Below are 15,143 nucleotides of genomic sequence, written 5' to 3' on the forward strand. Positions count from 1 at the left end.
GCCCGTTCCGTTCCGCCTGACGCGTTCCCCCTTTCCGCCGGGGACCCGCGCCGAAGCGCTCAGCGGTCCTGGGACAGCCGCAGGAGGTCGGCGAAGGTGCCGCCGGCGTGCACGAGATCGTCGTACGTGCCCTGCTCGGTGATCCGGCCCTGGTCCATCACGACGACCCGGTCCGCGATCCGGGTGTTCTCCAGGCGGTGGGTGATGACGATCGTGATCCGGTCGGCGGAGATGGCCTTGATGTGCTCGAAGATGGCGTGCTCGCCGTGCGGGTCCATCTGGGACGTCGGCTCGTCCAGGATCAGCAGGGACGGACGGCGGTACAGCGCCCGGGAGCAGGCGAGCCGCTGCCACTGGCCCCCGGAGAGTTCGGTGCCGCCGAAGATCTCCCGGGCGAGGAGGGCGTCCAGACCGGCGGGCAGCTCCTCCACGGCCTCGCGCATGCCGACGGCCTCCACCGCGTCCCAGACCGGGCCGTCGTCATGGCTGCGGGGCTGGCCGAGCGTGACGTTCTCCCGGACCCGGAGGGGCCACTGCGCGAAGATCTGCGGCACCAGACCGGTGTTGTCCCAGACGGTCGCCGGATCGGCTGCGGCGAGATCGGTGCCGTTCCAGACGACCCGGCCCTTGTCCGCGAGGTAGATACCGGTGATCAGCCGGGTCAGGGTGCTCTTGCCGGAGCCGTTCACACCGACGACCGCGAGGATCTCGCCGCGCCGCAGCGCCAGCGAGACACCGTCCACGGCGGGCCGGTCCTTGCCCGGATACCGGTAACTGACCTCGTCCAGCCGGATCTCCTCCACCGGCGCCTGGACGACCGCGCCCCCACGCCTCGGCGCCCGCTCGGCGGCGTGGTCGAAGAACGCCTGCATGTCACCCAGGTAGAGGCTGGTGTGGAAGACGGCCGCGCCCTCCATGACCAGCTGGGACAGCGCGGACAGCGTCGTCTGCACCGCGACCACCGCGGTGGCGGCGACGGCGGGCGCGACTCGGCCGGTGACGGCCAGCCAGGCCAGCATTCCCCAGGTCGCGGTGAGGAAGAAGCCCCCGGCGAAGGAGGAGAGCAGCGCGATCCGCAGCGTCCTCGGGGCCGCGGCGAGGGTGCGCCGGTCGACCCGCTCGGACAGGGCCCGGTACCAGTACAGGAGGTAGCCGGTCATGCCGTTGGCGCGGACCTCGTCACCGTACTTCGGCGTGGTCGCCCACCAGCGGGTCATGCCCCGGACGTTGCGGTCCGCGATGTTGGCGTAGTGGATGTCGTAGTCGACCCGCGCGGTGAGGACGGCGCCGATGGCGGCCGGGGCGACGGCCAGCAGGAGCAGCGGCAGCACCAGCGGATTGAGCACGGTGACGACCGCACCCGCGGTGACCATCCTGATCAGGGCCGACATGAAGCGCTGGGCGTCCATCACCATGACCTGCGTACGCGTCACGCCCATCTCGGCGGCTTCCTGCCGGTCGGAGAAGCCGTCCACCGCACAGGCCGCCGCCTCCACCCGGCAGACCGCCTCGACCAGAGCGGTGTCCGTGGCGGTCGTCAGCCGGGGGGTGATGCGGCGCTCCGCATAACGGGCGATGGCCAGGGCGGTCCGCGCCACGGCGGCCGCGCAGGCGACGGCGACCAGCGCGGGCAGTGCCGCGCGCAGCCGGTCCGCCATCGCGCCCGCTCCGAGCAAGGGCGTCATGGCCCTGGCCGTGGCGGTCAGCAGTACGGCGGCCCCGGCGCCGGTCGCCGCCTGGCACCCGAGCAGCAGCAGTACGGACCGGCGGTCGATCGCCCACGCCATGGCCGTGATCCGGCCGAGCACGCGCGGGAGTTGGGCGCACAGGCTACGGAAACTCGCCTCGCCCAGCGGGTTGACGGAGTAGTGCCCGGAGTAGGTGATCTCCGCCGGGGCGGGCGGTGGGACGGTGCGGGTGGATGTGCTCAACTGCGCGTCTCCTCAGGTTGTGGAATCCGGTGAAGGTGCGGCACCGGAACCAACGAGAGGGAGACCGATATCGAACACACGTGTTTCGGCCGCAGCGGAGTCCGCATCGACAGGCGTCATTCCGGGAGCCCCGGAAACGCGCCGTAGGACTCACCGCGCCGGGCATCCGCGCGGCGCTGGCCGAATCGCCGCGGCCGATACGCGTGTGACGGATGGGTTCCGCTCAGCCCTTGAGGCGCTCGCGGTCGCCCATCACCACGACCGGATGATCGGCCGGGTCGAGGGTGCGCAGCAGGGTCTTGATGCCGGCCTCCGGGACGGTCACGCAGGCCGAGGTGCCGTCACCGTGGTCCAGGTGCAGCCAGATGCCGCCGCCCTTCTCCACGCCCTCGGGCCGGCTCCAGTCGTAGGGCGGGGTGCCCTTGAGCCGGTTGTAGTTGATGGCGATGACGTAGTCGAAGTCGTGGGTGTGCGCCTCGTCGTCCTGGTTCACCGAGGCTGCGTAGGCGTTGTCGTCGTACCAGTACGGCAGCTTGGTGCCCGGACTGCGCAGGGTGCCTCCGGCGTCGGTGAGGGTGAAGACGCCCACGGGACTGCGCTCGTCGTCCAGCTGATGGTCCGTCGTCCAGCCCCGGCGGCCGTTGTGCGAGGGCCAGCTCGCGGACTGCTTCCACTGGGCGCCCTGCTTCTCGTACAGCACGGCGAGGCCCTCGGCGGAGTCCCGGTCGTCGCCGTAGACGACCACCAGCTGCCGGGTGTCGGCCGGGATCTGCTTGCCCATCCGCTCCCCGACGCCGGGGACGCCGGTGCCGGTCGCCGGGCGGGAGGACCCGGACACGGCCGGGTTGCCATTGCCCGCCGCGCCGCCGGAGCGGGCCTTTTTGCCGGTGTCCCCGCAGGCCGTGGTCACCGCCAGCAGGACACCGCAGACGGCCGCCGCGGATATGGCGTGCCGGGCACCACCGCGCCGCGCGTACCGGGGACAGGACGGAGTGTCAGAGGAGTTCCGCATGATCAGAATCCTCCGGCGCGACCGGCCGGGCACGCATCCTGGACCGGCATCCGGCCTAAGCGGGCCGCTACCGTTGCTCCCCATGACAGTCACCGGGACGGACATCACGGCGGACCTGATCCGGGATCTGCTGCGCGAGCAGCACCCCGACCTGGCGGACCGCCCCCTGAAGCTCGGAGCGCTCGGCTGGGACAACCAGGTGTGGCGGCTCGGCGACGACCTCGCCGTCCGCATGCCCTGGGCGACCGAGTCGGCGGACGCGCTGCTGCGCAAGGAACACACCTGGCTGCCGCTCCTCGCGGAGGGGCTGCCCCTGCCCATCCCCGTACCGCAGCGCCTCGGTGAGCCCTCCGCACGCTTCCCGCGCCCCTGGCTCGTCACCACCTGGGTGCCGGGCGAGCCCGCCGACCACGCGCCCGCGACCCGCCCCGAGGAGGCGGCCGACGCGCTCGCGGCCTTCCTGACCGCCTTTCACCGCCCCGCCCCCGAGGAGGCACCGGCCGGCCGGGACCGCGGGGGCCGCCTGGCCGACACCGCCGAAGGCCTCACCGGCGCGCTCGCCCGGGCCGCCGAACTGGGCCTCGTCCACGACCCGGACGCCGTCCGCGCGATCTGGGAGGACGCGGCAGCCGCGCCCGGCTGGACCGGCCCCCGCCTCTGGCTCCACGGCGACCTGCACCCCGCCAACATCCTCACCACCGACGGCACCTTCTCCGGCGTGATCGACTTCGGCGACCTCTTCGCCGGCGACCCCGCCTTCGACCTGGCCTGCGCCTGGCTCCTCCTCCCGGACGGCGCCACCGACCGCTTCCACGCCGCCTACCGCCCGGCCCCGGACCCCGCGACCCTCCGCCGCGCCCGCGGCTGGGCGGTCCTCCGCGCCCTGGCCGGCATCCACATCGGCCACGCGGGCGACCAGGGCCGCCCCGGCGGCAAGCCGACGTGGGGGCCACCGGGACAGGCGGCACTGCGTCGGCTCACGGCGTCGGCCCGCCCCTGACCGGGTGCCGGGCGCGGGTTCATCGGCTGGTCGCACTGGTCGAGGCGTCTTCACGGTGCTCCGCGAATGTGCTGTGCCGGTGGAAGGAGTACGCCTTGCCGACTGCCTGGAGGAAATTGGCGAGGGCGAGAGCCGTCCACAGCGCGGCCAGGCCCCCGGCCGAGGCGACCGGAGCCGCGACAGCGGCCAGGACTCCGTAGCAGACGAAGGTCGACACGAAGCTCGGCACCGTGCGCTTGAGGCCGATGAGGCCGAATCCGACGACCGCCTGAAGCGCGTCGGTGACGACCACGGCCGACACCAGCGGCAGAAGGTCAGTGATCCTCGGTCGTACAACGGCATCCGTGGTGAACAGCGGAACCACCCACGGACCGAGGACGATCACCGTTGCCGCGATGAACCCCACAACGGCCAGCGCCAGCAACGTCCCTGCCCGGACACTGTGGCGGATACTCGCGCTGTCGCGGGTCTCCGCATGGCCGGAGATCACCGGGATGGTGGCCTGGCCGACCGCCACCGCGGCCGTGAAGATGAGGTTGACCAGCGAGATTCCCACGCTGTGCACCGCCGCGCTGTCCGTTCCGATCCGGGCCGCCGCGAAGGTCAGTACGCCCAGGACGGCAAACTTGACGAGTACCGTGCCGGCCAGCGGAATCCCCACGGCGCCCAGCTTCCAGACCTGCCTGACATCCGGTCTGCCCGGCCACATGGAGCGGCCGGCCGGCATCGCGGAGCGGCGGAGGGCCACCTGGTTGACGGAGGCACTGATCATGCTGGAGGCGAGCATGGCGACACCTGCCCCGGTCAGGCCGTAACTCGGCAACGGACCGGGACCACCCACGAGGAGCACCGACAGCGTGGTGGACGCGGCGGTGCCGAGCAGTCCGGCTCTCATCACCAGTTCCGAGTGGCCCAGTGCGACCAGGACGGACGTGGCCGACGAGGTCACCGCGATGGCGAGAACGCTGCCGGCCAGTAAAAGGGGGAAGATCCCCAGCTGGTCGAGAGCGGTGCGGGGCACCCCGGTCGCCCGGCCGATCAGCGGAACCGAGGCGACCGCCGCAGCGGCGATGGCGCCGACAGTGAGCGCCAGCCACATCCCGCAGTGCACCACGGACAGGAGACCGTCAGGGTCGTCCTTGCGCGGCGTGACGAACGGCATCACGCCGCGCAGCGCGCCCGCCACGGTGGCGGTGGCGGGGCTGAACACGGCCATGGAGACGGCGAAAGCGGCCAGCGTGGCGGTGGAATGGCTGCCGAGCAGTGCGATGTCGACCAGCGCGCCGGCCGAGGCGGCGATCATCGTCAGGTACAGCGGGAGCGCTGCCGTCGCTATCCCGATCCACGTACCGCGGCCGGCCGGTCCAGTCCCCTTGCTGATCACGGCTTCGATCATCACACCGCGGGAGCCGCCGGATCAGCGGAAGCGGTCAACTCCCTGAGAGACTGCCGAGGTGGACGACATTCTCTCCATGGGCCGGGCCCCCGCACCCGAACCCTACGGCCGACTACGCATCCAGACCACCGACCTGGCCCCCGCCCGCTGGCTCACCGACCGTTTCCGGGGCCGTGATCACTCCTGCACGGTGGCCGGTGTCGTGGTGCCGGGGTTCGGTGCCTACGTCAGGGTTCTGCATCCGGCGTGGCTGGAGGAGCGGCCGGTGCCGTGGCGGGAGGTGGCCGCTGCTCATGGGCGGACGATGGCACCGGGAGCCGGCTGGCATGAGCTGATCGGGATGGACCGGGAGTACCAGAACGCCTCGGAATACGGTCTGCCCGGTGTCTGGGACGAGCATCCGGCGGAAGGGCCGACCCCGCCCGGCGTCGCCGAGGCGCTGATCCCCGTGCTGGCCCGGCACACCCGTACCGCCGGCCAGTGCTGGTTCGGCCTGTGGGACGGGTACGGGCGGTGGGACTTCTCCCGCTTCCCCACCTTCGAGACCCCGTACCGGGACGAGGTGCTCCTCGCCGGGCCCCTCTTTGACGCGGTGTCCCCGGTGACCCTGGACGAGTTCGCCGAGCTGCCCGACCTGTGGTGGCCCGAGGACCGCGCCTGGTGCCTGGGCGGCGACGTGGACCTGGTCAGCACCTATGTGGGCGGAACCCCGGCGCTCATCGAGGAGCTGCTCGCCGCCGAGGAACTGGAGACGCAGCGAGTGGAGCCCGGCGACCCGGTGTACTGATGGGGCCGGTGCCATGAGCGACACCGGCCCCGTTTCTCACACGTGCGGCCGGCGCCCGTGCTCCTGGCGCGGGAACGTCTGGTCCGCTCCGGGCAGCGTCGGCTTCGGCAGCGTGGCCACCTCCTCCTTCGCCTTCTCCAGCTGCTCCGCCGTGTCGTCGGGCAGGCGCGGCGGGCGCGGGCGGCCGGAGCGGAAGCGGAAGGCGCTGGTGAGGTCACCGAAGGTGCTACGGCGCCAGTCGCTGATGTTGGGCTCCTCCACACCGGTGAAGCGCTCCAGGAACTGCAGCGCCGAGGTGTGGTCGAAGGCTTCCGAAGCGACCCAACCACCCACCGTCCAGGGCGAGATGACGATCGCCGGAACCCGGAAGCCACCCCCGATGGGCAACCCCTGCACAAACTCGTCCGGCGTCCCCGCGGGCGGCACCGGCGGCGGCACATGGTCGAACAGGCCGTCGTTCTCGTCGTAGTTGAGGATGAACGCGGTCTTGCGCCATACCTTCGGGTTGGACGCGATCGCCTCGATCTTCGACGCGACGAAGTCCGCGCCCGCCGCCGGGAGATAGTCCGGATGCTCCGACTGGAAACTGGTCGGCATGATCCAGGACACGGCCGGAAGCCGGTCGTTGCGGGCGTCGTCCTCGAAGGTGCCCTCGGGCTGCGGACGCACCCCGCGCTCGTACAGCTCGGAGCCGGGGGCGGCGTTCTTGAAGGCGGCGAACTGCTCCAGCATGTTGCAGCCGTAGTCGTCGTCCTGCTGGTACACCTTCCAGCTGACCCCGGCCGCCTGGAGCCGTTCGGCGTAGGTGGTCCAGCGGTACGGCTTGGGCGCCGAGTTCTTGATGACCGGACCGCCCAGCGTGCCGCCGGGGTCGATCGAACCGGTCATCCACATCAGCCGGTTGGGCCAGGTCGGCCCGAACACCGAGCAGAAGTAGTTGTCGCAGACGGTGAAGGTCTCGGCCAGCGCGAACTGGAACGGGATGTCCTCGCGCGTGTAATAGCCCATCACATAGGGGCCGTTGACGCCGTCGGCCGCGCGGTGCGCGGGCAGCCACTGGTCCATCCTGCCGCCGTTCCACGCCTGGTGCTGCACGGACCAGGCATGGCTGGTGGACGGGATGGCCTGGGCGCTGGAGGAGTGGGTGTCGAGGTGGAAGGGCAGCAGATAGCCCTTGGGGTTCTGCGCGTCGGGCTGGTAGAAGACGCTGCGCCCGGTGTCCAGCTTGAGGGCGCCCGGGTCGGCGAAGCCGCGTACCCCGGAGAGCGTGCCGAAGTAGTGGTCGAACGACCGGTTCTCCTGCATCAGCAGGACGACATGCTCGATGTCGCGCAGCGAGCCCTTCGCGGGCGGCCCGGCGGCGACGGCCTTCTGGACGCTCGGCGGAAGCAGGGACAAGGCCGCGGAGCCACCCAGCGCACCCGCAGCCGATCCCAGGACTCTACGACGGGTCAACTCGGCCATGGTTGTCCCTTCTTGAGCGCGAGGAACGCGCTCCGGTGGAGTGTCGGTTCCACCCGGCGGAGAAGCCGGGCCGCCGATCACTCTCCGCCCCTGCCGGTGGGACGCGTCAGGGGAAGGCGGTGAACATGTGGCCAACGCGCGGGAACGGCTTGACCAGGTCATCACCGTCAATGCCTGTACGTTGCAGGGGAGTTGCCGCGCGTTCAAAGAACGCGTTTCAAAGAACAGGGCCGCGAGACGAGAAGGGCCCCCACCGCCGAAGCGGTGAGGGCCCATGATCTGGTCGCCTACAACTCCTTGATCCGGATGTCGCGGTACGAGATCACGTCCGTCGTGCTGTGCACCTGGAGCCCGATGTAGCCCGTCGCGTAGCGCCGGCCGTCGGTGCCGGGGTCACCCGCGCGGGGCGGGGTGAAGACCTGGCCGCCGACGTTGTCGAACTCGTTGATGACGACACCGTTGCGCAGGACCGTGAAGTGCTGGCCCTCCGCGCGGATCTCGTAGTCGTTCCAGGTGCCCTTCGGGGTGACCCCCGCACCGCCCAGGCCCACCCGGTCGAAGCCGTAGACCGAGCCCGTCTTGTACATGTCCCCAGTCGGGCTGTCGAGGATCTGGATCTCGTGCCCGTAGTTGATGGCGACCCACTCGGGGCGGGACTCCTCGGGATGGTTGTGGACGTTGGGGAACCGGATGAAGACACCGCCGTTGGCGTTGCCCGTGCCCGGCGCGTCGTCGCGGAACCGGAGCTTCAGTGAGAAGTCGCCGTACTTGCGCTCCGGGAACCACAGCATGCCCATGCCCGGCACGGTCGTACTGCTGGTGATGGTGCCGTCGCCGGACAGGGCGAACCGGCCGCCGCCGACCTGCTCCCACTTCGCCAGGGACGCCTGGGTGCCGTCGAACAGGTCGCGGTAGCCCTCCGTCTGGCCGGGCTTGCCGATCTTCGACTGCTTGGCGGCCTTGGTGATCTTGTTGAACTCGCGCTGGTCGATGACCGCGTCCGCCAGGAGCCGGTCGAGCACGCCGTCGACGTGCTTGAGGAACAGCGCCTGCGACGACCAGTCCTTCTCGTCCTCGATCAGCTCGTTGATCGTGCACCGGCTACGGGTCAGCCGGTTCGGCACACCCGTGTCGACGGTGCCCACGATGACCGTCAGCCGCTCGTCGTACTCGGGACAGGCCGGCGCCGGTACGCCCCCGCCCTGCGCGACGGTGAAGGTGACGTTCTTGGCGGCGGAGGTGTTGCCCGCCTTGTCCGTCGCCCGGTACGCCACCGTGTGGAAGCCGAGCCGGTCCACGATCACGGCGGCCGAGTACTCCAGGTACGGGCCCCCGTCGAGGGAGTACTCGACACGGGCCACCCCGGAGGCGGAGTCCGAGGCGTTGACGGTGACCTTGGCGCTCGTGACGTACGCGCCGTTGGAGTTCCTGGTGCCGTCGATGGTCGCCGAGGTCTCCGGCGCGGTCGTGTCCTGTGCCGGCGGCGCCACGACGGTGAAGGCCACGGACTTGGCGGCCGCCGCGTTCCCCGCCTTGTCGGTCGCCCGGTAGCGCACGGTGTGCTGACCCACCTGATGCACCATCACCGGCGCGGTGTACGGCTGCCAGGCGCCGTCCGCGCCGAGCGCGTACTCGATGGTGTTGACGCCCGACCCGGTGTCCGAGGCGGTCACGGTCACCGTGGCCATCGTCAGATAGTTGCCGTCGGCGTCCTTCTCGCCGCTCACCGTCGCGGAGGTCTCCGGGGCGGTGGTGTCGTCCGTCGGCGGGGCGGCCACGCTGAAGGCCACGGACTTCTCGGCCGCCACGTTGCCCGCCTGGTCGGTGGCGCGATAGCGCAGGGTGTGCGAGCCGACCTGGTCGACGACCACCGGCGCGGTGTACGCCTGCCACGGGCCGTCCGCACCGACCGCGTACTCGATCGACTTCACGCCGGACGCGTCGTCCGACGCGGACACCGTGACCTTGGCCGAGCCGACATAGGCGCCATCGGCGTTCTGCTGCCCCTCGACCTTCGCCGAGGCCGTCGGCGCCGTGGTGTCCTCGCCGCCGGGCTCGGTCACCGTCAGGATGCCCTGCATCTGGCCGTGACCGGGAATGCTGCAGAAGTAGCGGTAACGGCCGGGCGTCAGCGTCACGTCGACCGTGTGCTTGCCGCCGCTGTCGTCGCCGGGGTTGGCCAGGATGTTCACCGGTACGTCGTGGTTGTACTCGGGGTCCGACACGTCGAAGGTCAGCGTGTGCGGCATGCCGATGTCATTGCCGGTCGCCGTGCTGTTCTCGAAGACGAGGGTCGCCGCACCGGCCACCGCCGTCGTCGGGAAACTCGCGTACTGGTCGGTGCGTGAACTCGCCGTCCACGTCAGCACCTGGGCCGCCGCCGCGCGGTCGCCGTCACGTCCGTACGCGGTCGTCGAGGTGAGCCCCAGCATCAGCAGCAGCGCGCCCAGCAGCGCGGTGTACAGGCGGAGAGGTCGATGTCTCACTGTGCCGCCTTCCTGGCCAGATCCTTCGCGGCGGGGGTCGCCTCGCCGCCGGTGTACGTCACGCGCCACAGCGCGGACTGGGAGTCGGAGGTGAAGAAGCCGCGGCCGTAGTCGAGGACGTAGAGCGAACCGTCCGGCGCGAACTTCCAGTCCATGAGGTTGCGGATGCCGCCCTGCCCGACCGGGATGATCTTCTTCAGCGACTCCGCCGTGACGGGCAGGCCGCCCTTGCCGACCGTCTTCGGGTCGGTGAGCACCGCGTGGCGCGGGTTGTCCGCGTCGTAGAAGTCACCGACGAACCACTTGCCGTCCCAGTACTGAGGCCACGCCTGCGCGCCGGCCGTCGCCGCGTCGTAGCGGTAGACCGGGCCGTCCATGGTGGCCTGCCCGCCGCCCTTGAGCCACGGCAGCAGGTAGGTGGCCTCCTCGTTCTTGTAGCTGGGCACCCCGGCGGCGTTGCGCGGGAAGTCGGGGGCGCCTCCTTGAGGGGAGTACCAGATGGTGTTGCCGGTGACGGGCGGCAGGTTCACCAGGCCGTCGTTGTTCGGGGACTCGTTCTTCGGCGCGTCGCAGTCGTACCAGCCCAGCGGCTTCGTCGGGTCCGGCAGACTGCGGTCGCGGTAGGGCTGCTTGTTGCCCATGCAGAACGGCCAGCCGTGATTGCCCGCCTTGGTGATCGCGGCGAACGTGTCGTACTTCGCCGGCCCCCAAGTGGTGCTCGGCGCGCCCGCGTCGGGGCCGACCCAGCCCGCGTAGAGGATGTCGGTCTTCTTGTCGACGGAGATCCGAGCCGGGTTCCGTACACCCATCACGTAGATCTCGCCGCGGGTCTTGCCGCCGCCCTCGTCCTGCTCCTTGCCGGTGAAGAGGTTGCCCTCGGGCAGCGTGTACGTGCCGTCCGGCTCCGGATGGATGCGCAGGATCTTGCCGTTGAGGTTGTGGGTGTTGCCCGCGGTGCGGCGGGCGTCCGCGAAGGACAGGCCCTTGAAGTTGGGCTGCGGGTTGTTGCCCGAGTAACCGTCACTGAATCCGGACGAGTTGTTGTCACCGGTGGCGATGTACAGGTTGCCCTTGGAGTCCCAGGCCATCCCGCCGCCCGCGTGGCAGCAACTGTGCACCTGTACGGGCCACTTAAGCAGGACCTTCTCCGACGCCAGGTCGAGCTTGTTCGTGGCGCGGTCCAAGGTGAAGCGGGAGACGCGGCGTTCGGCGACCTGCTTGTCCCGGTCGAGGCCGGAGTGCGGGGTGTAGTGCAGATACACCCAGCCGTTGGACTCGAAGCCGGGGTCCAGCTCGATGCCGAGCAACCCCTCCTCGACCTTGATGAGTTCGTCGCCGCCGCCCTTGTTGCCGAAGACGGTGAGGGCGCCCGCGAGCGTCACCTTCTTCGTCGCGGGGTCGTAGATGTGGATCTGGCCGACGCCCTTGCCGATGTCGGGGTTGTTCCAGTCGGTGACGACCGGAGCGCCGTTCACTCCGCCGCCCCGGCCGATGTACAGCACCCGTCCGTCGGGCGCCACGACCATGCCGTGCGGCTCGCCGATCTGGTCCTGCTGACCGGGCTGGTTCGGCTGAGTGACGCGCGCCGCCGAGTAGTTGGCGTCGATGGTCGCCTTGCAGTCGGCGCGCGACAGCCGGGTGGTCCACAGCAGTGCGCCCCGAAGATGGTCGCGGAAGTCGGTCTCGGCGAACGACTCGACCGTGCCGCCCATCCCGGTGTAGAAGGACCGGCCGCCGTCGTAGTCCCGGCACCAGGAGACCGGGTGGTCCACGCCGTTGGCACCGGTGCCCGGCCGGTAGCTGCTCTCCCTGACCTTGGCGACGGTGTGCACCTTGCCGGTCGGGTTGCTCGTCCAGTTGAACCACTTGTCGGGCCGCTTCCACTCCAGCGGCAGGTCCTTCGTGGCCGGATGGCTCCGGTCGGGGATCTCCACGGTGGCCCGCTGTACGGTGGCCGGGCTGGAACTCGCCGGGCGGGCGCCGATCAGGCCGGTGAACCAGTCGGAGTACGGCTCCGTCCGGGCCGCGTCATGGATGCCGAGGAAGCCGCCGCCGGCTTTCAGATAAGCCTCGAGACCCGCCTCCTGCTCGGGATCGAGGACATCGCCGCCGCCGGTCAGGAAGACCACGGCGTTGAAGGTGCCCAGCCGCTTGTCATCGGTGAAGACCGAGGCGTCGTCCGTCGCCACGGTCTTGAAGCGCTGGTCGGCGGGACCGGTCAGACCGATGGACTCGACGGCCTCGATGCCCGCGTCGACGGTCGGTGACTCCTCGGTGGCCGAGGCGTGGAAGACGAGCACTTTGACGTTCTTGCCGCCCGGCGGCGACGGCAGCGCCGACACCTTCGGTTCCGGGTACGGACTGGCCGTGGCGGCGGTGCCGCCGCTCAGCAGGGATGCCGCCAGGGCTCCGGCCGCCAGGGCCGCCGCCGCTGCCCGCCGGGATCTCGACCGGTGATGTGGTGCGCTCTGCATGGGTCACCCACCCTCCGTGGTCTCAGCAACAGCGCCAGAAGCTAGACGCCTTTCAACGACCCGCCAATAGCAACGGACGGAATCTCACCAACTTTGTCCTGGGTGTGGATAAACGGGGATCGCGGCTCTACCGTGGCCGTCCCCCCGTCTCCTCACAGCACTGGAGAGACCGGTATGGCTCTGGACAGAAGGACTTTCGGGCGACGTCTGCTGGCCGGCGGTGTGGTCGCCGCCACCGGTACGGCAACGTTGTCGGTGGCCTCCGCGCCCTCCGCCGCGGAACCCTCCCCGCCCACGGCTCCGGCCGGCGGCCAGGTGCGCCACCTCAAGCTCTACGCCGAGAAACTGCCGGGCGGACAGCTCGGATACGGCCTGGAGAAGGGCAAGGCGACCGTGCCGGGACCGCTCATCGAGCTGGTCGAGGGCGACACCCTGCACATCGAGTTCGAGAACACCACCGACGCCGACGCCAGCCTCCACGTCCACGGCGTCGACTACGACATCGCCAACGACGGCACCCGGATGACCGGCAGCCACGTGGAGCCGGGCGGCACCCGCACCTACACCTGGCGCACCCACGCACCGGGCCGCCGCAAGGACGGCACCTGGCAGGCGGGCAGCGCCGGTTACTGGCACTACCACGACCACGTCGTGGGCACCGACCACGGAACGGGCGGCATCCGCAAGGGCCTGTACGGCCCGGTCGTCGTGCGCCGGAAGGGCGACATCCTGCCGGACAAGCAGTTCACGATCGTCTTCAACGACATGACGATCAACAACAAGGCGGGCGGCGAGACCCCGAACTTCGAGGCGACGGTGGGCGATCGCGTGGAGATCATCATGATCACGCACGGCGAGTACTACCACACCTTCCACATGCACGGTCACCGCTGGGCCGACAACCGGACGGGCCTGCTGACCGGCCCCGACGACCCCAGCCGCGTCGTCGACAACAAGATCACCGGCCCGGCCGACTCCTTCGGCTTCCAGGTCATCGCGGGCGAACACGTCGGCGCGGGCGCCTGGATGTACCACTGCCATGTCCAGAGCCACTCCGACATGGGAATGGCCGGCCTGTTCCTGGTGGCCAAGCCCGACGGCACCGTCCCGGGCCACACGGGACACCACACCGCCGCGCGCCACGCCCACTGATGTCCGTCCCCGCGCCGACCTTTGTCCTGTGAGTGGAGAAAGTGGGTACGAATTCCCGCGCTACTTCTTCCCAGTCCCGGCAGCCGCTGCTACGTTCCCCCCGAAAGAACGCGATGGACGTCCGGTACCGAGGCGGGGAGGGATTCGTGAGACGCATGACGGCACGACCCGCCAACGCCCACCAGGCCCGGCTGCTCCGCCTGTTGCGCGACGAGGGACCCAACTCCCGCGCACAGCTGGGCGATCAGGTCGAACTGTCCCGGTCCAAGCTGGCCGTGGAGGTGGACCGTCTCCTTCAGACGGGGCTGATCGTGGCCGACGGGCTCGCCGCCTCGCGCGGCGGGCGCCGCTCCCACAACCTCCGGCTCGCCCCGAACCTGCGCTTCCTCGGCATCGACATCGGCGCGACCTCGGTCGACGTCGCCGTCACCAACGCCGAACTCGAAGTGCTGGGTCATCTCAACCAGCCCCTGGACGTACGCGAGGGCCCGGTCGCGGTCTTCGAGCACGTCCTTGCCATGGCGGCCAAGCTCCGGTCCTCCGGGCTCGCGGAGGGGTTCGACGGCGCCGGCATCGGCGTTCCGGGCCCCGTCCGCTTCCCGGAGGGGGTGCCGGTCGCCCCGCCGATCATGCCGGGCTGGGACGGCTTCCCCGTACGGGAGGCGCTCAGCCAGGAACTCGGCTGCCCCGTCATGGCCGACAACGACGTGAACCTGATGGCCATGGGGGAGCAGCACGCGGGCGTCGCCCGCTCGGTCGGCGACTTCCTCTGCGTCAAGATCGGCACCGGCATCGGCTGCGGCATCGTCGTCGGCGGCGAGGTGTACCGGGGGGCCACGGGCAGTGCGGGCGACATCGGGCACATCCAGGCCGTACCCGACGGCCGTGCCTGCGCCTGCGGCAACCGCGGCTGCCTGGAGGCCCACTTCAGCGGCGCGGCACTCGCCCGCGACGCCCTGGAGGCGGCCACCCAGGGACTGTCGGCCGAACTCGCCTCCCGCCTGGAGACGCACGGCACCCTGAGCGCCGTCGACATCGCCGCCGCGGCCGCCGCCGGCGACACCGTCTCGCTCGACCTCATCCGGGAGGGCGGCACCCGCACCGGCCAGGTCATCGCGGGCCTGGTCAGCTTCTTCAACCCCGGACTCGTGGTGATCGGCGGCGGGGTGACCGGCCTCGGCCACACCCTGCTCGCCGCGATCCGCACCCAGGTCTACCGCCAGTCGCTGCCGCTCGCGACCGGCAACCTGCCCATCGTGCTCGGCGAGCTGGGCCAGAACGCCGGAGTCATCGGCGGGGCCCGCCTCATCAGCGACCACCTGTTCTCCCCGGCGTGACCGTGCCGTCCGGCACCATCCCGCCGGACGGCCCATAGGAACAGCGCAACGGAACAGCACCGCCCGCACCGCTCTGCTCTGCCCCGGTCCGCCCGACCCGTCGG

At 70.6% G+C, this 15,143-nt stretch carries 10 protein-coding genes; 4 read left to right on the top strand and 6 right to left on the bottom strand.

The window, feature by feature from the left end; translation table 11 throughout:
• Nucleotides 1-59: 59 nt before the first annotated feature.
• On the bottom strand, nt 60-1,787 hold the full coding sequence (locus ACIGA3_RS29020; protein ID WP_399721371.1) for an ATP-binding cassette domain-containing protein: 1,728 nt from the start codon (nt 1,785-1,787) through the stop codon (nt 60-62).
• Nucleotides 1,788-2,154: 367 nt separating this feature from the next.
• The gene (locus ACIGA3_RS29025) at nt 2,155-2,943 is read right to left on the bottom strand and encodes a hypothetical protein (RefSeq protein WP_399721273.1); all 789 of its coding nucleotides are present in this window, start codon (nt 2,941-2,943) and stop codon (nt 2,155-2,157) included.
• Between the two features lie 82 nt (nt 2,944-3,025).
• Here ACIGA3_RS29025 and ACIGA3_RS29030 point away from each other — a divergent pair, with 82 nt between their 5' ends.
• A complete protein-coding gene (locus ACIGA3_RS29030; RefSeq protein WP_399721275.1) occupies nt 3,026-3,943 on the top strand; it encodes an aminoglycoside phosphotransferase family protein in 918 nt (305 codons plus the stop codon).
• A gap of 19 nt (nt 3,944-3,962) precedes the next feature.
• Here ACIGA3_RS29030 and ACIGA3_RS29035 read toward each other — a convergent pair whose 3' ends face one another.
• Nucleotides 3,963-5,327 (bottom strand): MATE family efflux transporter, encoded by a 1,365-nt coding sequence (locus ACIGA3_RS29035; RefSeq protein WP_399721277.1) that lies wholly within the window; start codon nt 5,325-5,327, stop codon nt 3,963-3,965.
• Between the two features lie 70 nt (nt 5,328-5,397).
• On the opposite strand from ACIGA3_RS29035, the gene ACIGA3_RS29040 reads away from it, so the two are divergent.
• Nucleotides 5,398-6,126, top strand: a complete 729-nt coding sequence (locus ACIGA3_RS29040) for a hypothetical protein (protein WP_399721278.1) — start codon at nt 5,398-5,400, stop codon at nt 6,124-6,126.
• Nucleotides 6,127-6,162: 36 nt separating this feature from the next.
• On the opposite strand, the gene ACIGA3_RS29045 is transcribed toward ACIGA3_RS29040, so the two are convergent.
• From ACIGA3_RS29045 to ACIGA3_RS29055, 3 genes are all read right to left on the bottom strand, one after another.
• On the bottom strand, nt 6,163-7,590 hold the full coding sequence (locus ACIGA3_RS29045) for an alkaline phosphatase family protein (RefSeq protein WP_399721280.1): 1,428 nt from the start codon (nt 7,588-7,590) through the stop codon (nt 6,163-6,165).
• Nucleotides 7,591-7,877: 287 nt separating this feature from the next.
• Complete coding sequence (locus tag ACIGA3_RS29050) at nt 7,878-10,022, bottom strand: OmpL47-type beta-barrel domain-containing protein (protein ID WP_399721372.1); 2,145 nt, start codon at nt 10,020-10,022, stop codon at nt 7,878-7,880.
• A gap of 50 nt (nt 10,023-10,072) precedes the next feature.
• A complete protein-coding gene (locus ACIGA3_RS29055; protein WP_399721282.1) occupies nt 10,073-12,550 on the bottom strand; it encodes a ThuA domain-containing protein in 2,478 nt (825 codons plus the stop codon).
• 180 nt (nt 12,551-12,730) lie between these two features.
• On the opposite strand from ACIGA3_RS29055, the gene ACIGA3_RS29060 reads away from it, so the two are divergent.
• Together ACIGA3_RS29060 and ACIGA3_RS29065 are read left to right on the top strand one after the other, a co-directional pair.
• Nucleotides 12,731-13,702 (top strand): multicopper oxidase domain-containing protein, encoded by a 972-nt coding sequence (locus ACIGA3_RS29060; protein ID WP_399721373.1) that lies wholly within the window; start codon nt 12,731-12,733, stop codon nt 13,700-13,702.
• Nucleotides 13,703-13,857: 155 nt separating this feature from the next.
• Entirely contained in the window at nt 13,858-15,039 is a 1,182-nt protein-coding gene (locus tag ACIGA3_RS29065) for an ROK family protein (RefSeq protein ID WP_399721284.1), read from the top strand.
• Nucleotides 15,040-15,143 lie beyond the last annotated feature (104 nt).

Source organism: Streptomyces sp. NPDC085596 (genome assembly GCF_044541565.1).
Taxonomy (GTDB): Bacteria; Actinomycetota; Actinomycetes; order Streptomycetales; family Streptomycetaceae; genus Streptomyces.